This window comes from Exiguobacterium sp. 9-2 (genome assembly GCF_036287235.1).
Lineage (GTDB): Bacteria > Bacillota > Bacilli > Exiguobacteriales > Exiguobacteriaceae > Exiguobacterium_A.
On the sequence record NZ_CP142850.1, the window covers coordinates 2837501 to 2859578 of the forward strand.

General features: G+C 47.3%; 22 protein-coding genes, 4 pseudogenes and 1 riboswitch (1 of these 27 only partly in view). Of the genes and pseudogenes, 9 read left to right on the forward strand and 17 right to left on the reverse strand.

Features of this window, described 5'->3' with window-relative positions; translation table 11 throughout:
- The 9 genes and pseudogenes from VJ374_RS14835 to acpS all read right to left on the reverse strand — a co-directional run.
- Positions 1 to 14, reverse strand: a pseudogene (locus VJ374_RS14835) (SprT family protein); it reaches 425 nt to the left of the window's first position.
- Positions 11 to 2136 (reverse strand): annotated as a pseudogene (locus VJ374_RS14840) (Tex family protein). The pseudogenes VJ374_RS14835 and VJ374_RS14840 overlap by 4 nt, the downstream one beginning before the upstream one ends.
- A 63-nt stretch (positions 2137 to 2199) precedes the next feature.
- On the reverse strand, positions 2200 to 2997 hold the full coding sequence (gene sigB, locus VJ374_RS14845) for an RNA polymerase sigma factor SigB (RefSeq protein ID WP_023469620.1): 798 nt from the start codon (positions 2995 to 2997) through the stop codon (positions 2200 to 2202).
- Positions 2963 to 3445, reverse strand: a complete 483-nt coding sequence (gene rsbW, locus VJ374_RS14850; protein ID WP_035412210.1) for an anti-sigma B factor RsbW — start codon at positions 3443 to 3445, stop codon at positions 2963 to 2965. Before rsbW ends, sigB begins: the two co-directional genes overlap by 35 nt.
- Positions 3442 to 3768, reverse strand: coding sequence for an STAS domain-containing protein (locus VJ374_RS14855; RefSeq protein WP_029342841.1), 327 nt, complete (start codon positions 3766 to 3768; stop codon positions 3442 to 3444). Before VJ374_RS14855 ends, rsbW begins: the two co-directional genes overlap by 4 nt.
- Before the next feature lie 194 nt (positions 3769 to 3962).
- Positions 3963 to 4313, reverse strand: a complete 351-nt coding sequence (locus VJ374_RS14860; RefSeq protein WP_023469623.1) for a type II toxin-antitoxin system PemK/MazF family toxin — start codon at positions 4311 to 4313, stop codon at positions 3963 to 3965.
- Between the two features lie 3 nt (positions 4314 to 4316).
- Complete coding sequence (locus VJ374_RS14865; RefSeq protein WP_023469624.1) at positions 4317 to 4541, reverse strand: hypothetical protein; 225 nt, start codon at positions 4539 to 4541, stop codon at positions 4317 to 4319.
- Between the two features lie 139 nt (positions 4542 to 4680).
- Positions 4681 to 5751 (reverse strand): alanine racemase, encoded by a 1071-nt coding sequence (alr, locus tag VJ374_RS14870; RefSeq protein ID WP_329469426.1) that lies wholly within the window; start codon positions 5749 to 5751, stop codon positions 4681 to 4683.
- Between the two features lies 1 nt (position 5752).
- Positions 5753 to 6109: a holo-ACP synthase gene (gene acpS / locus VJ374_RS14875; protein WP_035412205.1), complete on the reverse strand. Its 357-nt coding sequence runs from the start codon at positions 6107 to 6109 to the stop codon at positions 5753 to 5755.
- A gap of 68 nt (positions 6110 to 6177) precedes the next feature.
- Between acpS and VJ374_RS14880 the strand changes: the two genes are divergently transcribed.
- From VJ374_RS14880 to VJ374_RS16010, 3 genes are read left to right on the forward strand one after another with little or no spacing between them, the layout of a single operon-like run.
- Positions 6178 to 6456 (forward strand): hypothetical protein, encoded by a 279-nt coding sequence (locus VJ374_RS14880; RefSeq protein ID WP_329469427.1) that lies wholly within the window; start codon positions 6178 to 6180, stop codon positions 6454 to 6456.
- Complete coding sequence (locus VJ374_RS14885; RefSeq protein WP_329469428.1) at positions 6362 to 6835, forward strand: rhomboid family intramembrane serine protease; 474 nt, start codon at positions 6362 to 6364, stop codon at positions 6833 to 6835. Before VJ374_RS14880 ends, VJ374_RS14885 begins: the two co-directional genes overlap by 95 nt.
- 30 nt (positions 6836 to 6865) lie before the next feature.
- Entirely contained in the window at positions 6866 to 7423 is a 558-nt protein-coding gene (locus tag VJ374_RS16010; RefSeq protein ID WP_442899595.1) for a rhomboid family intramembrane serine protease, read from the forward strand.
- Between the two features lie 50 nt (positions 7424 to 7473).
- Here the strand turns inward: VJ374_RS16010 and VJ374_RS14900 are convergent, their stop codons facing one another.
- Entirely contained in the window at positions 7474 to 7737 is a 264-nt protein-coding gene (locus VJ374_RS14900; RefSeq protein ID WP_035412200.1) for a hypothetical protein, read from the reverse strand.
- A 46-nt stretch (positions 7738 to 7783) separates the two neighbouring features.
- Entirely contained in the window at positions 7784 to 8527 is a 744-nt protein-coding gene (locus VJ374_RS14905) for a 4a-hydroxytetrahydrobiopterin dehydratase (protein WP_329469429.1), read from the reverse strand.
- A 162-nt stretch (positions 8528 to 8689) separates the two neighbouring features.
- On the opposite strand from VJ374_RS14905, the gene VJ374_RS14910 reads away from it, so the two are divergent.
- The 3 genes and pseudogenes from VJ374_RS14910 to VJ374_RS14920 all read left to right on the forward strand — a co-directional run bounded on the left by VJ374_RS14910 (position 8690) and on the right by VJ374_RS14920 (position 11711).
- Positions 8690 to 9223 carry a cysteine hydrolase family protein gene (locus VJ374_RS14910; RefSeq protein WP_035412192.1) on the forward strand — a complete coding sequence of 178 codons (534 nt, stop codon included), beginning with the start codon at positions 8690 to 8692 and terminating at the stop codon, positions 9221 to 9223.
- Positions 9224 to 9240: 17 nt separating this feature from the next.
- Positions 9241 to 10696 (forward strand): annotated as a pseudogene (locus tag VJ374_RS14915) (nicotinate phosphoribosyltransferase).
- 523 nt (positions 10697 to 11219) lie between these two features.
- Positions 11220 to 11711, forward strand: a complete 492-nt coding sequence (locus tag VJ374_RS14920) for a YwpF family protein (protein WP_035412187.1) — start codon at positions 11220 to 11222, stop codon at positions 11709 to 11711.
- Here VJ374_RS14920 and VJ374_RS14925 read toward each other — a convergent pair.
- Both VJ374_RS14925 and VJ374_RS14930 read right to left on the reverse strand, forming a co-directional pair.
- Complete coding sequence (locus VJ374_RS14925; RefSeq protein WP_329471070.1) at positions 11708 to 12298, reverse strand: histidine phosphatase family protein; 591 nt, start codon at positions 12296 to 12298, stop codon at positions 11708 to 11710. The genes VJ374_RS14920 and VJ374_RS14925 overlap by 4 nt on opposite strands.
- A 21-nt stretch (positions 12299 to 12319) precedes the next feature.
- Positions 12320 to 13300 (reverse strand): alpha/beta hydrolase, encoded by a 981-nt coding sequence (locus VJ374_RS14930; protein ID WP_329469433.1) that lies wholly within the window; start codon positions 13298 to 13300, stop codon positions 12320 to 12322.
- Between the two features lie 186 nt (positions 13301 to 13486).
- Between VJ374_RS14930 and VJ374_RS14935 the strand changes: the two are divergent.
- Positions 13487 to 14500: pseudogene (locus VJ374_RS14935) on the forward strand (metal ABC transporter solute-binding protein, Zn/Mn family).
- Positions 14501 to 14569: 69 nt separating this feature from the next.
- A riboswitch (SAM riboswitch) is annotated at positions 14570 to 14676 on the forward strand.
- 83 nt (positions 14677 to 14759) lie between these two features.
- Positions 14760 to 16070, forward strand: coding sequence for a Na+/H+ antiporter NhaC family protein (locus VJ374_RS14940; RefSeq protein WP_290753404.1), 1311 nt, complete (start codon positions 14760 to 14762; stop codon positions 16068 to 16070).
- Between the two features lie 39 nt (positions 16071 to 16109).
- On the opposite strand, the gene VJ374_RS14945 is transcribed toward VJ374_RS14940, so the two are convergent.
- Positions 16110 to 16313, reverse strand: a complete 204-nt coding sequence (locus VJ374_RS14945; protein WP_035412176.1) for a hypothetical protein — start codon at positions 16311 to 16313, stop codon at positions 16110 to 16112.
- A 159-nt stretch (positions 16314 to 16472) separates the two neighbouring features.
- On the opposite strand from VJ374_RS14945, the gene VJ374_RS14950 reads away from it, so the two are divergent.
- On the forward strand, positions 16473 to 17285 hold the full coding sequence (locus VJ374_RS14950) for an aldo/keto reductase (RefSeq protein WP_050678472.1): 813 nt from the start codon (positions 16473 to 16475) through the stop codon (positions 17283 to 17285).
- A 122-nt stretch (positions 17286 to 17407) separates the two neighbouring features.
- Here VJ374_RS14950 and VJ374_RS14955 read toward each other — a convergent pair whose 3' ends face one another.
- From VJ374_RS14955 to VJ374_RS14965, 3 genes are all read right to left on the reverse strand, one after another.
- Positions 17408 to 17869: a YfbM family protein gene (locus VJ374_RS14955; protein WP_214856632.1), complete on the reverse strand. Its 462-nt coding sequence runs from the start codon at positions 17867 to 17869 to the stop codon at positions 17408 to 17410.
- An 86-nt stretch (positions 17870 to 17955) separates the two neighbouring features.
- Positions 17956 to 19401, reverse strand: coding sequence for an alanine/glycine:cation symporter family protein (locus VJ374_RS14960; RefSeq protein WP_329469439.1), 1446 nt, complete (start codon positions 19399 to 19401; stop codon positions 17956 to 17958).
- A gap of 181 nt (positions 19402 to 19582) precedes the next feature.
- On the reverse strand, positions 19583 to 22036 hold the full coding sequence (locus tag VJ374_RS14965; RefSeq protein ID WP_329469441.1) for a CoA-disulfide reductase: 2454 nt from the start codon (positions 22034 to 22036) through the stop codon (positions 19583 to 19585).
- Between the last annotated feature and the right edge of the window lie 42 nt (positions 22037 to 22078).

A 22078-nucleotide genomic window follows, 5' to 3' on the forward strand; every position in this document is an offset into this window, starting at 1 on the left:
TGTTCATTCGTCATTTCGGCGGAACCAGCGTCAAACCAATGCGTCCTCGCTCCGGTTCAACATTCGTCACCCATACCGTCACGATATCCCCGACAGCGACAACATCAAGTGGATGTTTGACACGCTTACGACTGAGCTTCGAAATATGGATCAATCCATTCTCTTTCACCCCGATATCAACGAACGCACCAAAATCAAGAACATTACGGATCGTCCCTTGGAATTCCATCCCGACTTGAATCATATCCATCGATAGAACATCTTGGCGAAGTAACGGTTTATCGAGTGCTTCTCGCGGGTCACGTCCCGGACGTTGTAACGCCTCGATGATGTCACGTAACGTTGGCTCTCCGATCTCGAGCGTCTGTGCCATCTCCGGTAATGCCAATGTGGACAATTGTTCCCGGAGTGCATCCGTTCCGACTTGATCGAGCGTTAAACCTAGTGTCTTGAATAACCTTTCGACTGTTTTGTACTGCTCCGGATGGATTGGCGTCCGGTCGAGCGGATGCGTTCCATCTAAGATCCGGAGGAATCCAGCTGCCTGTTCATAAGCTTTTGCCCCAAGACGAGGGACTTTCAATAATTCCTGACGCGTCTTGAACGTTCCAAGTTCTGAGCGACGTTCGACGATTTTTTTTTTTCGCCGTCGCTTTCGTGATTCCTGCGACGTAACTCAAAAGCGGTTCTGACGCTGTATTGACATCAACTCCGACCTGGTTGACGACCGTTTCGACGACAAAATCAAGCGTCTCCTTCAATTTCGTTTGCGAGACATCATGTTGATATTGACCGACACCAACAGATTGCGGATCGACTTTGACGAGTTCTGCCAGTGGATCCTGCAAGCGACGTGCGATCGAAATTGCGGATCGTTGTTCGACTTGAAGCTCCGGAAACTCCGTTCGGGCAATCTCTGAAGCGGAATAAATACTTGCCCCTGCCTCGTCGACGATCGTAAAGGCAATATCTTTCTGCCCCTTCATCCAATCCGCAACGAATGCTTCTGTTTCCCGCGAAGCCGTCCCATTGCCAATCGCAATCAATTCAATACCATACGTGTCGACGAGCTTTTGAAAGGGTTTGGCGCGCTTCTTTCGCTTTTTGCTCTGACATCGTCACGTAGATGACACCGACTTCCTTCATCTCACCCGTCGGATCAATGACCGCCCACTTACACCCCGTCCGATAAGCCGGATCAAGACCAAGCATGACTTTCCCTTTCATCGGTGGCTGCATGTAGAGTTGACGGAGGTTCTTACCGAAGACGTCAATCGCCTGAAGTTCTGCTTTCTCAGTCAGTTCGTTCCGAATTTCTCGTTCGATAGCAGGAAAAACGGATTTTTTATACCCCGTTGTGATTGCCGCTTCGACGATGTCACGTTTCTTTGGCGCCAGTTGTGCATATGAACGAAGTAACGTTGGTAAAACCTGCTGTTCCTCTAATACGACCTTCACCGAGACGATTTTCAACGACTCAGCACGGTTGATCGCAAGAATCCGGTGCGGAACAATCTGTTGAATCCGTTCGTTGTAAGCATAGTACTGTGCAAAGACACCTTTTTCATCGACTGCGTCCTTTTTCTGTTTCGTGACGATTTCTGCTGAACGACGTATTTGCTTGCGTATGAACTCACGCACCGTCGCTTGTTCGCCCCACTCCTCAGCGATGATTGATTGAGCTCCGGCAAGTGCTTCTTCCGAATCGAGTGTACCGCTCAAACGCTGAAATGTCGCTTCATCATAGGCAGACTTGTCGCGTAACCAGTCAGCAAGTGGCGCAAGCCCTGCTTCCCGTGCGATTTCCGCCTTCGTCCGACGTTTTGGTCGAAACGGTAAGTAAATATCTTCGACTTGTTGTAAGGTCGTCGCTTCTTCAAGCGTTCGACGGAGTTCCGGCGTTAGTACACCTTGTTCCTCGATTTTTTCAAGGACGTCACTTCGTCTACTTTCAAGTTGTGTTAATTGTTTATGTCGATCGAGGATCGCTTTAATCGCGACCTCATCGAGTTCTCCTGTCTGTTCTTTCCGGTAGCGGGCGATGAACGGAATCGTACCGCCTTCTTCCGTCAATTGTAAGACTGCCTTCACTTGAGCAGGACGTACATTCAATTCACTTGCGATTCTCTTTTCCATCTGCTTCACCTCTCATTCATTATACCGAAGAATGCATGGAAAAGAAAAAAGACTGACACGAGGTCAGTCTTTTGAGAATACTTCATTTGGTTCAACTTTAATCGCTTCACGTAACTTCTGCAAAGCACGTCGTTGGAGACGGGACACATGCATTTGTGAAATGCCGAGTAGTTCTCCCGTTTCTTTTTGACTCATATTGCGATAATAGGCACATTCGAGGATAGAACGCTCGCGGTCCGTCAAGACAGCAAATGCCTTTTCAAGAATCAGACGCTGATCGACAGAGTCATAGCCATTCTCTTGATTACCAACGAGGTCGAGCAAGGTAACGGTACTACCTTCCTGATCTGCCTCAATCGAGCTATCGACGGAGAGAGCTTGATAACTCTTACCCATCTCGAGTGTTTCAAGGACTTCCTCTTCTGATACTTCAAGGCGAGCAGCAATCTCATCGATGCGCGGAGAGCGTTGTAGCTCCGTCGTCAATTCCTCGACTGCCTTCTTAATTTTCGGACCGAGTTCCTTAATGCGACGTGGAACGTGGACGCTCCATGTCTTATCGCGGATGAAACGTTTGATTTCTCCGATGATCGTCGGAACAGCAAACGATTCAAAACTGCGACCAAACTCCTTATCGAATCGACGAAGCGCCGCGAGTAACCCAATCATACCGACCTGAACGAGATCGTCATGAATCGGTCGACCACGCGAAAACTTTCGGGCCAAAGCTTCTACCAAGTCTGAATAACGCTCGAGTAATGCCGCATGCACTTCCTCATCTTGGTCGTCCTGCTGATACAAATCAATCAGTCGAAGTACTTCATCATCACTGTGATGGCGTTGTTGAGACTTTGCTGGCACTTTGACCCACCTCATCTCTATTCATATATTTTGTCATATGGACAGTGACGCCGTTCGCTTTCTCGATCGTTACTTGATCCATCAATGCTTCGATCATCAAGATACCAAGTCCTCCTTCATGCAAGGAATCGAGATCGTGTGCGTCCGTAATCGGCTCACTTTGGCGTTTGACCTCATCTTTATCGAACGTAATGCCGTTATCTTTAACGATGATCTCAAGACGATCATCTGGATAGACGTTGCAAGTCAAGGCGATGCTGCCATCTTCTTTTCCTTCGTACGCATGTTGAACAGCGTTCGCACATGCTTCTGAGACAGCGATTTTGATATCTTCGATGTCATCGTACGTATACCCCATTCGGTTCGCGACGCCTGAAACCGTCAAACGAGCGATGGCTACATATTCCGGTTTGGCCGGTAATGTCATGTTCAGTTGTTCGTTCTTCATTGCGTTCCACCTCGTACACCACTATCAATTGTAATGATGCTTGAAAGACCTGTGATCTCGAATAGACGACGGATACGTTCAGAGACGCCAACGAGCGTGAACGACGTACCGTTCTTTTTCGCTGCTTTGAGCGCACCGACAAAAACACCGAGACCGGTTGAATCCATATAATGAACTTCATCCAAGTGCACGATGACATCATTCGTTTCGACTGCCGGGACTAATTCTTGGCGAAGCTTTGGTGCCGTATACGTATCAATCTCACCTGCGATATAAAGATGCGTCTGACCGTCTAGCTGCTCTGTTTTAATTGTTAAATCCATCTTCAAGTTCCTCCTCAAGGAAAATCTGTCTATGTGGTCTTGCTATTCATCCTACCTCTTCCCTTTATAAAAAGGTCACTTGGGTATGTTTCCCCGTAAGAGAAAACTTTGAAACCCATTTTTAAAAAAAGAGGTCAAAAAAAGTCGTATACGCTAGTATCGACTCTTCTTGTGTTGCGCTTCTATGTAAGTGCCTAAAAATCAACCAAGCCTAAGCTGATTGCGACGGCACTATTTACTTTCATCATCGTGTCCGGATCTAGATGTGTGACTTTATCCGTTAGACGGCGTTTATCAATTGTACGGATTTGCTCAAGTAAGATGACCGAATCACGTTCTAATCCGTGTCGCTCTCGATATACTTCCACATGGGTCGGTAGTTTGGCTTTGTCGATCTGTGCCGTGATCGCAGCCACGATGACTGTCGGGCTGAATCGGTTACCAATATCATTTTGTAGAACAAGCACGGGACGAACTCCCCCTTGTTCCGATCCGACCACAGGTGACAAATTTGCATAAAACACGTCGCCACGTTTGACTATCAAAGCTTACACCCCGCTTACTTGACGTAGGAGTGAGAACTCCGCCTCCGTTTCAATCTGGAACATTTCGCCTACGATCGATAAATTGATTGCTGCCATTTCTTCGTAACCACGCTTCAATTCCTCACGTAGCTGACGCTTGCGTTCTTCGGTCGTATGATTCGACTTCATCCCAATCGTCTCCTTCGCTACATTTCGCTCAACAAACTGCATTTCCCGTTGTTGGACCAAGATAATGGCACCTCCAGATTCACTGAAACCTTAACGAACGACTCACTTTCTACTTCAATATATCAGTCGAATTCAGAAAATACAATCAAAATTCAAACAAATAACATATTTTTGCCATCTTATTGATGTCTTATTCGAATCACTGACGCGGAACACGTTTCGAGAATTGACAGAGAACTTCATAGTTGATCGTCCCGAGCCAATGGGCCGCTTCCTCGATTGGTGCCCCTTCTCCAATCAAGATGACTTCCGTTCCAATCGGATATTCTCGCGGTAAACGAATCATCAAGCGATCCATACAGACACGACCGACGATTTCGCACGGTAGACCGTCTACAATCAGTGAATAGCCCTGAAACTTGCGTGACCAGCCATCTGCATAACCAATCGGAACGGTACCGATCCATTCATCTGTCGGTGCCGTATAAGTCGCTCCGTAACTGATCGTCTGACCCGGTTCGACTTGTTTGACCTGCATCAGACGACTCTTCAGTGAAAACGCTGGTTTTAAAAATTCATAATGTCCTGCCATCTCATCCGACGGCATCGCCCCATATAACGCGATACCGACCCGAACGACGTTAAACGGCGCTTGTCCCGCTAAGCGAATCGCTGCCGCTGAATTAGCACAATGTACGTAACGAATGTCCGGTACTAGCGCGACATAGGATAAAAATGTCTCGAGCTGACGTTCGAACAATCGACTGTTCAGCTCGTCAGCGGTTGCGAAATGCGTATAGATGCCTTCGAGTTCGACAAGATCATTACACTCAACCAAAATATGCTTCAACTCATCGACATGCTGCAGTCCGAGTCGCCCCATCCCGGTATCGACCTTGATATGCAAACGGAGATGATCGATTTCCGTCAGATGCCGTTTCGCTTCTTGGAGCCAATCGGCTGAAAAGACAGGAACGGCGACATCGTAATTCGAAGCGACTGGCGCATGCTCCGGCAGTAAAGCTTCAAGCATCAAAATTGGCGCTCGGATACCCGCTTCTCGCAACTCAATCGCTTCTTCAAGGAGCGCAACAGCGAGTAAGTCAGCTCCATTTTCAAGGGCAATCTCAGCGACTGTCACTGCACCGTGACCATAGCCGTCTGCCTTGACGACTGCCATCACCTGTTGCTCGCCCATTCGTGTTTTAATTTCGCGTATATTGTGTGCGATCGCTTCCCGATCGATTTCAATCCAAGTTGGTCGATACATCCTAATCCCTCTTCTCTAATAAGACTTGCGCAGACGCGTAGTGCTCTGAATGTGTAATCGAGACATGGATGACGCCATCGAATGGTCCGCTCATGATCGGTCGTCCGGTCTCATCGTTTAAAACTTCGACGTCCTGCCAGGAAACCTCTTTTCCGACACCGGTTCCAAATGCTTTAACGAACGCTTCCTTTGCGGCGAAGCGACCTGCCAGGTACTCAATTTGCCGGTGTCCTGAAAGCGATTGAAATCGTTCCTGTTCTGCCTGCGTCAAAATTCTTCCTGCAAAACGTGGCTGTCGCTCGAGCGTTTGCTCGATTCGATTTAGTTCGACTAAATCGATCCCAATTCCATAAATCATCCGAGACGCCTCCACAGTTCTATTCTTCGCCATCTTCATATAGAATGAAGATGAAGCGAGGTGTTGTCATGTTTAGTCGAACGGAAAATCTACAAACGTTCACACGTTCTTATCCGGTCGTTTCGTTGTTCATTTTAATCCAAGTCGCCCTGTTTGTCATCGAACAGTTAGGTGGACTCCTTAATCTGACGTTCTCTCCCTTAAGTGCAGGCGCAGCAATTAATCTCTTAATCGGGCAAGGTGAATGGTGGCGTGTCGTCACGGCAACGTTCTGGTCGATTTGCTGCCTTTTATTTGCTCGTCGGTACGCTCGCGAACGTTTTGACGTACTTCACGAAAATCAATGAACCATTCTATGGACAAGCTGGAGCATCTGGCGCCATTCTTGGTCTGCTTGGTTTTTATGTCTACTTGAGTCGCTTCAAACGGACGGTCATCATGGCAGACGATACACGGCTTGTGTATATCTTCACTGCAGTCACGGCAGTCTTTACGTTACTTGGATCGAACGTCGCTGTCTTCGGTCACTTGTACGGTTTCGTCCTCGGATTCCTTTTCGGATTCGTCTTCGGCAACCGCGCCGTGCCATTCACACGTCCGTTCCAAACGGGTCGTCGGACAAGTGGTGGTCCTGTCTTCGTAAGCGGTTCTGGGCAGTTGGGTCGTATCTTCTTCTATGTCATCATCGCCTTTGCTGTACTCGGATTATTCTTCCGTTACCTATAAACCAGCATACAAAAAAAAGGACTACGCTACATGCGTAAGTCCTTTTTGCATTATGATTTTTGGCACATTGCGTTCAATACGTTTGCCCTTGTCATCTTTGCTCCACCACTCGAGCGGATGATTGGTCATGGTCGATTTGCTGCCTTTTATTTGCTCGTCGGTACGCTCGCGAACGTTTTGACGTACTTCACGAAAATCAATGAACCATTCTATGGACAAGCTGGAGCATCTGGCGCCATTCTTGGTCTGCTTGGTTTTTTATGTCTACTTGAGTCGCTTCAAACGGACGGTCATCATGGCAGACGATACACGGCTTGTGTATATCTTCACTGCAGTCACGGCAGTCTTTACGTTACTTGGATCGAACGTCGCTGTCTTCGGTCACTTGTACGGTTTCGTCCTCGGATTCCTTTTCGGATTCGTCTTCGGCAACCGCGCCGTGCCGTGCCATTCACACGTCCGTTCCAAACGGGTCGTCGGACAAGTGGTGGTCCTGTCTTCGTAAGCGGTTCTGGGCAGTTGGGTCGTATCTTCTTCTATGTCATCATCGCCTTTGCTGTACTCGGATTATTCTTCCGTTACCTATAAACCAGCATACAAAAAAAGGACTACGCTACATGCGTAAGTCCTTTTTTTGATTATTTGCGTAGAACTTCTGCCAAGTCCTTCACATCATCAATCAAGTTATGGATCGTCTCCTGATTATCCGTATAAAGTGCTTTTAATTCCTCAAAGCGTCCTTTCGGATCTTGTTTGACAGCAGACAATTGTGTTCCTGCGCCACTGAATGTTCGTTTCACTGCCGTGAACTGCGCTTGACGCGTATCTTTATGCAGTAGTGATAAAGTAGCGCCGACAAGTGCGCCACCAAGTGTTGCTACGACAAAATAGTTCTTCTTCATCTGTTAGTCCCCCTGCATCTCACTCATTTGTGTTGGTGGTACGATTTTATACCGTTTTCATGACGGGAGAAGGCGCGAACGACTTCCCTGCCTCTTCAGCATACTGGTCTACCGTGAGACGTTCAACTGATTTTGCATAACGAGCCCCGTCGCTTGTCTCATGGAACTGAATCAATAAGACGAGATCCGTCCCCTTCTCGACACGTCCAATCCGAAAAGCCTGGAAGCCACCATATTCTGCTCCAATGACTTTTGGATTCGACATCACTTGATGTACGAATAAATCTCCGCTATTTTGATCTGCCGGAATCGACCAGTAGAAGAGACTGCCTTCATCCGAAAAATTTCCACGTGATTCGAGCAACGTGTAGGTATTGCCACTTTGAAAAGGTGATTTCGAGTCCGTCTCTATCCAGAGGATAGCGTCACCGCTTCCGCTAGCAACACGAATGTGAGCGTCCCGAGAACGAATTTGTTCAACAAACGAACCGCTACCGAATGTGATCGAAAGTTTAGATGGCATCACAGGCCTCCGCAAGTTGAAAGTCTTTTTTTCGTCAAATCCATTTTCATCATGAGTCGTCGCCGCAAGTGTGACGTTTTTATAGTCAATCACGATCCGTGGATGATGATTCAAGTTTTCGGCGATACTCCCGACTTCCTGTACGAAATCCAGTGCAGCAGGAAACGATGGAAGTGTATACGTTCGGACGATTTCATCATCGACGATACTCCAATCCTGCAATCGTTCAAGACGCTCTTCCACTTCATACTCATTCAACCTAGCCATCCCTTTCTCCTCCTCTACTATCATTTTCGTCCTATACTTTATACCCCATTCTATTACTTCTCTATACCTGTTTGTATCCGATTTCTTCCTTTCGCCTTCTATGTGAGATAGAGTACAATGTGAAAGAGAACACTAATTCAAAACCGAAAGGGGCTCACGCACATGCGCGCTCTGATTGTCATTGATTACACGATCGACTTCGTTGCTGACGAAGGGAAGCTGACTTGTGGAAAACCAGGACAGGCGATTGAAGACCGGATCGCTACATTGATGGAGGAATTTTCAACAGAGGACTACGTCGTCATTGCCAACGATATTCATGAGGAAGGTGATACGTTCCATCCGGAAACTGTCCTTTTCCCGCCGCATAATATTCGCGGAACACATGGACGTGATTTGTTTGGGAAAGTCGCAGCCATGGCACGTGTCGCTGATCACATCATTGATAAGACGCGTTACAGTGCGTTCGCCGGGACGGACCTTGATTTACGCTTGCGTGAACGTGGTATCCGCGAAGTCCACCTCGTTGGCGTCTGTACGGACATCTGTGTCCTTCATACAGCTGTTGATGCCTACAATCTCGGATATCATATCGTCGTCCATGCCGATGCGGTCGCAAGCTTTAACGCGACGGGTCACGACTGGGCGCTTACACACTTTAAACAATCGATCGGCGCAGAAGTCGTCGGCGAATAAGAAGGGATTTGTCCGTTATGTTACAACGTAATCTTGCACTCCATACCGATCTATACTTACCACGGTGGATGTATATCTACTGGAAAGAAGGACGTCACAATGAACGTGCCGTCTTCGATGTCTACTACCGTTCGAATCCGTTTGCAGGAGGGTATGTCGTCTTTGCGGGTCTTGAGAACATCATCGAGTACATTCAAACACTCCGTTTCACGGAAGAAGACATCACGTACTTGCAAGAGATGATCGGCTTCCCAGATGAATTCAAGGATGAACTGCGTCAATTCAAGTTCAACGGTTCGATTTCCAGTGTCAAAGAAGGTGAGATCGTCTTCCCGAACGAACCATTGATTCGGATCGAGGCACGAATTTTTGAAGCGAAACTCTTACAGACCGCGATTTTGAACATCGCGAACCATGAATCACTCATCGCGACGAAGTACGCACGCATTCGTCAATCGGCACCCCGTGCGAAGTTTCTTGAAGCCGGTGCCCGACGTGCGCAAGGCATCGATGCTGCTTACTTCGGAACGCGTGCTTCGTACCTCGCTGGTTTTGACGTCACAAGTCTTGCTTCAGCAGGACGCGATTTCGGAATCCCATGTGGCGGAACGATGGAACATGCCGACATTCAATTCCATGATGATGAACTAACAGCATTCCGGACATTTGCTTCTCACTATCCGGATCAATCGACGTTACTCGTCGATACGTATGACACACTCAAGAGTGGTCTGCCGAATGCCATCACGGTCGCAAAGGAACTCCAAGCCAAAGGACATAAACTGCGCGGAATCCGGATCGATTCTGGTGACTTATCTTATTTGTCAAAACGTGCTCGTAACATGCTTGACGAAGCCGGCTTCCCAGAAGTCGACATCGTCTTGTCAGGGGATCTCGATCGATGAGTACGTCATCCAAGATTTGCGCATCCAAGGCGCCCAAGCGAATACGTTCCTCGTCGGAACACGTGGTATTACAGCTTACGAGCAACCCGCTCTCGGAATGGTCTATAAACTGGTCGCACGTGAAGTAGACGGCGAACTCACGCCTGTCATCAAAGTGTCCTCGTCAAAAGCCAAGACGACGACACCACACATCAAGGAAGTCTATCGCATCATCGATCCGGTGACGGATAAGTTTAAAGGGGATTACGTGACGTTGATGGATGAGGATCCATCGACACTTGAAGCCGTCGATCTCATCGACGTCCGGGACCCATCGTTCCGTAACCGTGTAGAGCAGTTCAAGGTCGAACGCTTGCTTGAACCGATCTTCAAAGATGGAGAGTTAATCTATACAGTTCCAACGATCGAAGAGATCCGTCACTTCCATGAAACGCAGATTGGTCGTCTTTGGGAGGAGTACAAACGTCTCCGTTTGCCAGAGATTTATGCCGTCACATTCAGTGACCGTCTCTGGAAACTCAAACTCGACATGATTCGGGAGACACGACTCGCGAGTGGTTTAAAATAAGACGCACAAACAAGCGCCGTTCTTCCTCCCTCAGGATGAACGGCGCTTTTCTCATGTTAATCCTGCTTCGTTTCCGACAGGTGTCATTTCTTTCTGTTGGCGCTTGTTCCATCTTCTTACGAAAGTACCACGCGAAACCAAGCGCACCTCCGATAAAGACGATATACGTTATGCGTTGACCGAATTCTGCTAAGGAATCCGCGTAAAAAATACTGATTAAATGATCACTTCCACTAATGAGTAGCAAACAGGCAATCAGGAGCGCAATGCGATATGCAAGCGTCGGGCGGTCTGTCGGTTCAGCATGCCAATACATGATGATATGGTGGGCAAGTAAGACAATACCCAGGATTCCTAATATTCCAATGAGTACTTGCGGCATAATGAACGATCCTCCTGTTAGTAATATCTAGTCTTATTTAAACATAGTTCACACGAATTTCGTCAGGAAAAGTTTCCCGTCCCCCATTCCTCACTGTATACTGTAGAAAAATCGTAAGCGATCAAGGGAGGGCATTTTTTCATGAAAACCTTTAAATTATGCACATTGCGCATTTTAATGGACGAGTCAGGACGTGATACGACGATTCCCGTCGCCATTCAAGACGGACTAACGGTCAGTACCGAACAAACGGCACAATGGGTCGCAGAAATCGTCGTTCCTTCGAGCGATCAGCCGATCGTCGATGAATTGTTCACAAAACATTTACGTGCTTTGATTGAAATCACGATCTCACGACCCGATAATGACCCTGCCGCGATGATCGTCACGCCTCTTGAACGGACTGCCTTAAGCGAACACGTCTCCTATGTCTTCACTGGTAAGATGGTCATGATGAAGAATGATTTATCCGAATCGATCTTACGTGAAGTCGTCGAGGATGGATTCGCTGGTGAGGAACTCGTCCAAGAATACAAGGATCGTCGTTCAAAACGCGGTGCACATATCACGAGTATCGCTAAAGAAACATTTAAACAGTATCTAGCAGAACATCCAGAAACACCGATTTCTTAAGGTTTTTCGACTTCGTCCGTGATGTGATCCGCTACATTGATTCGATCAATCGTATAGTGGTCCGTATATTGGATATAATTCGCACATGCATTTTTCAAAGGTGTCCGGTAACTGAATGTCTCATCAATCGACGATAAGGCTGCTTTGATCGTATGCGAGTGACAGACGATTAAGATTCGTTTCCCCTCATACGTTCGTGTCACTTCCTGTAATGCTTCGAATACGCGATCCTGAATCGCTTGTTCCGTTTCAAGACCCGGAACACGTTTCGTATCGTTCGCTTGAACAGCTTCATAAATCGACGCAACCGGTTCACCGGAAGCAGCACCAAATTCACGTTCGACGAGTCGGTCATCGGTCGCTGTGATCGTCAATCTGACCGCACGTCCGATGATTTCTGCTGTCTCAACAGCGCGAGACAACGGGCTTGCTAGCAAGACATCCCACTTTTCATTGGCTAGATAAGCGGCGCTGAGTTCCGCTTGTCTTTTTCCTGTTGCATTCAACGGGATATCTTCTCTTCCTTGGATTCGTTCATTTAAGTTCCAATCCGTCTGACCATGTCGCACTAAACAAATTTCAGTCAGTCATGCCTCTGTCTCCTTCATTCAAGAAATATGACTGATTGTATCATGTTTTTCATCGGGAAGTTGTCGCGGTGGCAATAACAACACCTGACAAGTGAAGCGTTCAATTCGTTCGAGCAGTCGTTCAATTTTCAATGGATTTTCTGTCTGTGCAAAACTAGCAAGTGAGTGGGTACCGTTCGGAAAAGAAAACAAACGGACATCAGCTCCGACATCGGCTCCTTTTTCAACGAAGTGAAGAGCTTGGGAAAACGGAACGATTGGATCTTTTTTGCCATGTAGGAGCATGATCGGTGGGGCGTCTGACGAGAGATGCGTCACAGGTGAAACGTGGGTCATGAGCTTGCGCCATTCTTCCCGTCCACCTTTATAAAACTTAATGTGAGCGATCCAGGTCTGAATGAAAGTAAACAATAAAAAATTCGTCGGTGGATATAAGGCAATGACACCACTAATCAATGGCATGTGTCGTTCATCGCGCTCACCAACGAAAGCAGATGGGGCAAGTGCCGTCGTCAGCATGAGTGCAGCTCCGGCTGAGTCTCCCCATACCATCATCCGTCCTCTTAAAATGCGAAGATCTTCTGCTTCTTTGTTCAAAAAGCATAAGGCATCCCTTACATCTTCGAGATTATCCGGAAAATAACTCCCTTCTTCAAACAGACGATAATCGATACTACAAACAGCAACCCCAAGTTCAAGCAGGCGATCAACGATCGGGCTAAAACAGAACATATCCTCGCGCTCTCCACGAACGAATGCGCCACCGTGCGCGTAGATCGCGACCGGAAACGGTCCTTCCCCCGGCGGATAATAGAGATCGAGTTGTAAGGTACGGTCTCCCACTTGTTTGTAAGTGAGTGTCCGCGGTGCGAGTTGTTTTTTTTCTGTGATTGGCAAGGCGGGTTCAGTCCACCGAAGTAATGCACCGTAATTATTCCAGATACTTGCTCCCGCAGCTGCCGTCGTTAGTAATGCAGCTCCCCCCCCATAGCCATGCATGCAGTTTCACGTTTCACTTGATCACCTCCAAAAGACGTACCAATTCCTTCACTTTTTTATCCTTTTACCCCGTTTTAAAAGAAGTCGAACGTCTCGGTATTCGTACTTGACGCTTCTCAAACGTTCCGCTATAGTGAAAAAGTCCAAATCGGAATAATTACGTTTTAATAACGGAGGTAACATATAATGAAAAAAATCATTCCTGCTTTAACGGTCGCATTCGCGAGCGCAAGTATCCTCGCAGCTTGTGGATCAAACACCGATTCATCGACTTCAGATGATAAAAAGACGGAAATCTATACATCGACGTTCGCAACAGCTGCCATTGCCCGTGAAATCGGTGGTAATCAAGTCAACGTCAAGATGATCGTCCCACCTGGAGCAGATCCGCACTCCTATGAACCGACGTCAAAGCAACTCACTGAGATTGCCAAAGGTGACCTTTTCCTTTTGACGGGTACGACACTTGAACCCTATTCAAAAAAAATCCAAGAGAGTCTAAAAGGCACGGACGTCCGGTTCGTCGAGACGAGTAAGGATGTCACTTTGCTGGAATCGGATGCTACGCTTCACGCACATGAAGAAGAGGGACATACAGAAGATGAGCATGCGCACGAAGAAGCAGGGCACGATGATCACGCAACTGATGAACATGCTCACGAAGAGGAAGAACACGATCATGGAAAATACGATCCACACGTCTGGCTTGATCCTGTCAACGCCAAAGCAATGGCACGTTCTATCACAGTCGCCTTATCAAAAGAAGTACCAAAAGACAAAGCAACATTCGAAAAAAACTTGAAAGCGTTCGATCAGCAAGCTGACGCACTCGATAAAGAGTTCAAGCAAGCCGTCGCTGACGGATCAAAAAAAGAACTTCTCGTCACACATGCAGCTTACGGTTACCTCGCCGAACGATATGGTTTCACGCAGCTTCCAATCGCCGGAATTTCCCCTTCCGATGAACCGTCACAAAAGCAACTGGCTGCTTTTTGAAAAAGAGCGCGGATGCATGATTTGAAATACGTCGCGTTCGAAGAAACGGTTTCACCAAAGGTTGCGCGTGTCATCCAAAAAGAAATCGGAGCTAAATCCGTGACGATCCATAACCTCGAGTCGGTGACGAAATCGCAACAAAATAGCTCGTATTTCAAATTGATGGAAGAAAACGTCCAGACGTTAGAACAGGCACTTCAGTAAAGTACAGTTGACACGCGTTACTCAATGCGGTACGGTAAGAAACGTGTTTTACAACAATTGAATGACTTCTTTTTATCGCGAGAAACGGAGGGACTGGCCCAATGATGTTTCGGCAGCGGCGACGATTTGATTCGTACTGTGCCAAATCCAGCAAGCGAAAGCTTGAGAGATAAGAAGAGCGTCTTTTTATTTCATAAAGACCTCCTTCTTTCTTGCGAAGGGGTCTTTTTTTGTATCTTTGAGAAATGAGGTATCAACAATGAAAGAAACGATTACGCCTAACAAATGGGCACTGCTTCCGCTCGTCGTATTCCTGGTCCTCTTCATCGGAGCCGGTATCTTCTATGACGATTTTTACAAATTTCCGATTCTGATCGCCGCTTTGATCGCGTTGATCTTTGCTGCAATCATGACGAAAGGATCGATCAATCAAACGGTCGAACGTATCGCAACCGGTGCCGGAAATCCTGATATCATGATCATGGTCTTCATTTTCTTATTAGCCGGTGCGTTCTCTGGAACAGCGGAAGCGATCGGCGCAATTGAAGCAACTGTCAATGCTGCTTTGACGTTCTTACCTCCTTCACTCCTGATGAGTGGGATATTTGTTATCGCAGCATTCATCTCGATGGCAATGGGTACCTCGACAGGAACGATTGCCGCTCTCGCACCGATTGCCTTCGGTATTCATGAAGCAACAGGTATCAACGTTGCGATCGCAGCAGCGTCAGTCGTTGGTGGTTCGATGTTCGGTGATAACTTGTCGTTCATCTCGGATACGACAATCGCTGCCGTTCGGACACAAAAAACGAACATGCGCGATAAATTCCGGACGAACTTCATGATCGTTCTCCCGGCTGCCGTCTTAACGGTCATCTTACTCGCGTTCGTTTCTGGTTCTGGCGATGCGGCAGCAGCTAAAGCATTCGAGTTCTACAAATTAATTCCGTATCTCGCCGTCATCGTCCTTGCACTATTTGGTGTCAATGTCATTCTTGTTCTCGTCGGTGGCACATTGCTTACTGGAATCATCGGTATGATCGACGGTAGCTTTGGCTTAAGTGGGTTCGTCCTTTCGATGTCTGAAGGAATGATGGGCATGGCAGAGATTTCCATCTTGACACTCCTCATGGGTGGTCTCGTCAGTTTGATCACGTTCAATGGCGGAATCGCCTACTTGAAAGAGACGTTGACGCGCAAGATTTCACAGCGTCGCGGTGCTGAATTCAGTATGGCAGCACTCGTCAGTGCGACGAACCTCGCAACGGCGAACAATACGATCTCGATTCTCGTCGCTGGACCACTCGCGGCTGAAATCGCTGATACGTATGAAATCGACCGCAAGAAATCAGCGAGTATTCTTGATATCTTCTCTTGTGGTATTCAAGGCATCATTCCGTATGGGGCACAACTGCTGATCGCAGCAGAGTTGACGAAGACAGCTTCACCAGAACTGATTCCGTATCTGTTCTATCCGTTCCTGCTCTTCGTCTGTGGATCGATTGCCATCATCTTTGGTTTCCCACGTCCGAAAAAATCAGTTGCTCAACAGGAAAAAATCTCTTCTTAACCAACGACAGGTCCGATCATGGTGATCGGACCTGTTTCATTATTTTTTCTGCTTCGCTTGTCGTTCTAAAATCAAATACGCGATTGCTGGAAGTGGAAACTGAAGGAGTCCCGCGCCTCCCCATACCCACGGGTTACGTCCTGATTTTCGTGCACTGAAAAATAGGCTAACTGCTTGCGTGACCAACAAGGCACTAATACTAAGCCAAGCTCCCTTTGATAGCTTTTTATTCTTTTGAGCCATCCTTTCTCCCCCTCTTTCTGACATACGGTCAGATGTGATGAATTCTCTTTTATTTTAACCCATTCTATTCCTCCATGAGCATGGAAACGGACGGTTTCGTTCGTTCGTGCTAAACTAAACGAGCAAATCTAAACTACGTTTTATGAGGAGGAGTAACACATGCAATACGCAAAACTTTCAAACGGTATTACGATTCCCCAAATCGGATTCGGTGTCTGGCAAGTAGACGAAGAAACAGAAGCACCCGCTGCTGTTGCTGAAGCACTACGTGTCGGCTATCGTCATATCGATACAGCTGCTGTCTATAAAAACGAGCGCGGTGTCGCAAAAGGAATCAAAGAAAGCGGCGTGAAACGTGAGGATCTCTTCTTAACGTCGAAAGTCTGGAACGATGATATTCGTGCCGGTCGGACGAAGGAAGCATTCGCAGAATCGCTCGAACGTCTCGAAACAGACTACCTTGACCTCTACCTGATCCACTGGCCAGTCGAAGGCTATATCGAAGCGTGGAAAGCAATGGTTGAACTTTATGAAGCAGGCAAGATCAAAGCGATCGGTGTCTCGAACTTCAAGGAACATCACCTCGATACATTGGCAGAAGAGGGCTTGATGGCACCAATGATCAACCAAGTCGAATTGCATCCACAATTGCCGCAACACGAACTGCACGAATACTTGCAAGATCACAACATCCAAGTCGAAGCATGGAGTCCACTCATGCAAGGGAAATTCCTCGAAATCAACGATTTCAAGGAAATCGCAGAGAAGCATGGTAAGACACCTTCACAAGTCGTCTTGCGCTGGCACCTCGACAACGGTATCGTTGCTCTTCCAAAATCCGTCACACCAGAACGCATTGCAGAAAACTTCGACGTCTTTGATTTCCAACTCGATGCCGATGATCTTGAGAAAATTGATCGTCTAGCAACGGATGTCCGCCTCGGACCGGATCCAGACGAAATCGATTTTTAATCTAAAAGTTATTGTAAAAAGAGTGATTTCCATGTGAAGTCATCTTGATTTAGATGAACGACAAGAGACCCGTTTCCAGTCGACGACTTGGAAGCAGGTCTCTTTTTTATAGATGGTACTAGTCATACGTAATAAATTAAAATCGTATCTTCCGCTTCTTCTGCCTTTTGAAAATAGGCACGCAGATCGGCGAACTGCTCCCAGACATATTCGAATTCGCCCGGTATTCCAGCTTCATCATGAATCGAAGCGAGTGCCCGTTGATCGAAGTTTCGCATCACTTCAGCGGAAATGATCAAAAGCGGTAAAGGAAGAATACCGACGATTGCCGCTTTTTCCTCATTGACGATCAACTCTTCACCAATGATCGCTCGCCCTAGATTATAGTGCGTGTCCTGATCAATATAGATATCGATTTGATTCATCAAATGGTAGATGGCATTCGTTTGTTCGAGGGCAAACAATTGTTCATGGTCGGGTTGTGTCTCATGAATGAATAATATCCAGTCCATGATGATGTGGGGATCGTTTCCGAACGACTCCCAGACCGCATCCGTGACGCGAACGAAATGTACGTTTTCCATTCTCCCCCTCCCTTCTGTACTCTGTATTCCCTTTTTAAATTCGTTCTATACAAAAAAAAGAGCCAGATTTCTCTGACTCTCTTTTCTTAGATCGCTTTTTCGTCTTCTTCTGACCCATGCCATGCTTCAAGCGTATGTTTTCCTGGCAAGTTCGGAATTGAATCCGCATAGAAACGCGGCTCTTTTCCTGCTTTTCGTTGTGTCACGTAATCATCGAGCGCAAGCTTCGCGATTTTTGCGAGGCGGAAAATCGCATATAGATTAACGATTGCCATCAGTCCCATACAGATGTCCGCTAAAGCCCAAACGAGACTAGCCGACTCGACAAGTGAACCGAAGACGATCATGACGAGGACGAGTGCACGGTATGCCATCATGACTTGTTTATTGTCACGGATGAACGTGATGTTCGATTCACCGTAATAGTAGTTTCCAACGACAGAACTAAAGGCAAAGAGGAAGATGGCAAGTGCCATGAATCCTGTCGCAAGTGATCCAACTTGCGACGCAAGTGCCCCTTGCGCTAAATCAATACCGGCTAAGGCATCTCCATTCGCATCTTTTGTCGGAACACCACTGACGAGAACAATCATCGCTGTCGCCGAACAGACCATCAACGTATCAACGAAGACCGCGAATGATTGAATCAAGCCTTGTTTGACCGGGTGGGAGACTTCAGCCGTTGCTGCTGCGTTCGGTGCCGAACCCATACCGGCCTCGTTCGAGAACAAACCGCGACGAATACCATTTAAAACGGCCGCTCCGATTGCTCCCCCTGCTAGTGTCTTAAATTCGAATAATCCTTCTTGGAAAATCAATTTAAAGACGTTCGGTAATACTTCAAGATTCGTCACCATGATATACAGGGCGATCAGGATATAACCACCTGCCATGATTGGAACCATAAACGAAGCGACTGTCGCAATACTACGAACACCACCAAAAATGATCAGTGCCGTCAAGACGACCAATCCGACCGTAATCCACATCTTATCCACACCATATTGACTTTGCAGTGACAAGGAAATCGTATTCGATTGGACAGAGTTGAAGACAAAACCAAATGAGATCGTGATCAGAACACTAAAGACGATTCCTAACCACCGTTGTCCAAGCGCTTTTTCCATGTAATAGGCTGGACCACCACGCCATTCTTTTCCGTCACGTACCTTATAAATCTGAGCAAGTGTACTTTCAACGAATGCTGATGCCGATCCAATTAAGGCAATCAACCACATCCAAAAAACTGCTCCTGGACCACCTAGTGCAATTGCAGCCGCTACACCCGCGATGTTTCCGGTACCAACACGCGCTGCCGTACTGATTGCGAATGCTTGAAATGGAGAGACACCGTCTTTTCCATCATCTGTTCCTTGGAACAATAAGCGAACCATCTCCGGAATCATCCGGAATTGAACGAACCGCATTCGAAGTGTAAAATAAATACCTAACACGACTAGCAGTGTGATCAATACATTTGTCCATAACAAATCACTGACTCTATTCACTAACCTCATTAATTCCTTTTCCATCAAAACTCCTCACTTTCATCCATCTTTTCTCTCTATTTGTATGTAAGTTTTTTTCACATGTGATTTATCATACGCAATTTTTTTTGAAAAATCAAACTCACTTATAACTCAGAACATAAAAAACGTGTTAAACCTCACATCAGATGTCAGGTTTAACACGTTCACATAGTTAATTCTTTTATTAGATGAACAGATTCAGGTTAGCACCATCTGTTGCGCCGAGATAACTCGCGACACCACCGTAATCAATGCCGTCGAGGAGTTCTTCTTTCTTAATGCCCATGATATCCATCGACATCGTGCAGGCAATCATGCGGACACCCGCCGCTTGCGCTTTTGCCATCATCGTCTCGAGCGCATCGACTTGTTTATCCTTCATGACTTTTTTCATCATTTTTTGACCAGCACCTGCCATATTCATGTTCGAGAGTGGCAGTTCCCCGGCGTGTTTCGGCATCATCATCCCCATCATCCGCTCAATACCGGCTTTCTCGACGGCAGGAGCATCCGGTTTTCGAATGATGTTCAAGCCCCAGAACGTAAAGAACATCGTCACTTGTTTCCCCATCGCTTGTGCACCTTGCGCAATGACGAAAGAGGCAAGTGCTTTATCAAGATCACCACTGAAGACGACCATCGTCGCATCATCTGCCGGATTGACTTGAACCGGTGCTGCAGCAGGTGTCTCCCCTTGCCCTTTTTCAAGCAAGACCTCGACGACTCCCTGATTCATTTCAGCTGAATGGACCGTGTGACCTAGTTTTTTCGCCCATGCTTGAACATCCGGCAAGAATCCTGGATCCGATGCCTTAACGAAAATTTGCTCGCCGTCCGTCATCTGATCGATTTTTGTTTTCAGCTCTAAGATTGGACCTGGGCACTGTAAGCCGCACGTATCGAGCAGCGTCACTTGTTCCGGTGTAGTCTTCGTTTTCGGCTCACGCTCCGTTACCGTCACAGCTGTCTCCTCCTTCACTTGGCTTCGCGCTTCTTGATCACGATGGACGACCGACCATGTTTTGTAGCCGCCGCTTAAGTTTTTCACATCATAACCGTGTTGTTGCAATAGTTGGCTCGCAACATATCCACGTAATCCGACTTGGCATGTCACATAGATCGTTTGATCCTTCGGCAGATCAGTCAACTTCTCACGTAACGTCGGTAACGAGATATTGACCGATCCCGGAATCGCGCCTAACTCGTTTTCCGATGGTTCACGGACATCGAGTAATAAGCCGCCATTGGCGACGATCGCGTCAATTTCGTGCCAATGAACGTTCGCACTGTCACCAAGAACGATGTTCGACGCAATATATCCTGCCATGTTGACCGGATCTTTCGCTGAACTATACGGCGGTGCATATGATAGTTCAAGATCTGGTAGATCAAGCACTGTCAATCCACCTTTGATCGCTGTCGCGAGGACATCGATCCGTTTCTCGACTCCTGTCATACCGATTGCCTGCGCTCCGTAGATCGTTCCTTCGATCGGATCAAATAGTAACTTCATCGAAATTGGACTCGCCCCTGGGTAGTACCCCGCATGCGATCCCGGATGCAGGTGCACAGCTTCATAACGTAGACCGAGCTGACGTAACCGTTTTTCGTTGTTGCCGGTCGAAGCGACTGTCAAGTCGAAGACTTTTGCTACCGCTGTTCCGAGTGTGCCGCTGTACCGGACATCGCGTCCTGCGATGATGTCAGCAACGAGGCGTCCTTGACGGTTTGCCGGCCATGCGAGCGGAACATGTGTCGCTTCCTTCGTGATATAATCTTTGACTTCAATCGCGTCACCGATCGCAAAGATTGATGGATCGGATGTCCGCAGTTGGTCGTCGACTTGAATCGTCTGTTTGATTCCAAGTGTTAAACCAGCATCTGCTGCGAGCGTGTTCTCCGGTGCAACACCAATCGATAGAATATTCATCTCTGTCTCAATCACGCGTCCGCACGTTAAGACGACACGACGACCTGCCTCTTCAAAACGAGCAACGCCATCTTCTAGAATCAACTCGACACCTTTCGCACGAAGATGTTCATGAACGATCGCTGCCATTTCCGGGTCAATTGGAGCCATGACTTGATTCGCCATCTCGACGAGGGTGACGTGCGCCCCACGTTCAGCGAGATTTTCCGCCATCTCGAGACCAATGAAACCACCGCCGATGACAAGTGCTTTATCCGGACGCGTCGTATCGACGTATTCCCGCATTCGGTCCGTATCTGGAATATTCCGTAACGTAAAGACGTTCGATGCATCACTCAATCCCGGAATGTTCGGACGAATCGGTTTTGCACCTGGAGAAAGAATCAGATGATCGTACGATTCATCGTATTCTTCACCCGTTTCGACGTTGCGGATCGTGACTGTCTTCGCTTCACGGTTGATCCGAATCGCTTCCGACAAATTGCGGACATCTAAATTAAACCGTGCATGCATGCCTTCTGGCGTTTGGACGAGTAATTTATTGCGATCTTTGATGACATCTCCGATATAGTAAGGCAGTCCACAGTTCGCGAACGAAATCTCTTTTCCTCGTTCAAGCAAAATGATTTCTGCCGTTTCGTCAATCCGACGCAGTCGTGCTGCAGCCGTAGCGCCACCAGCGACGCCGCCTACGATGATCGTTTTCATCTGATGATTCCTCCTCGATTTTCTATCTGCCACTCAATATAC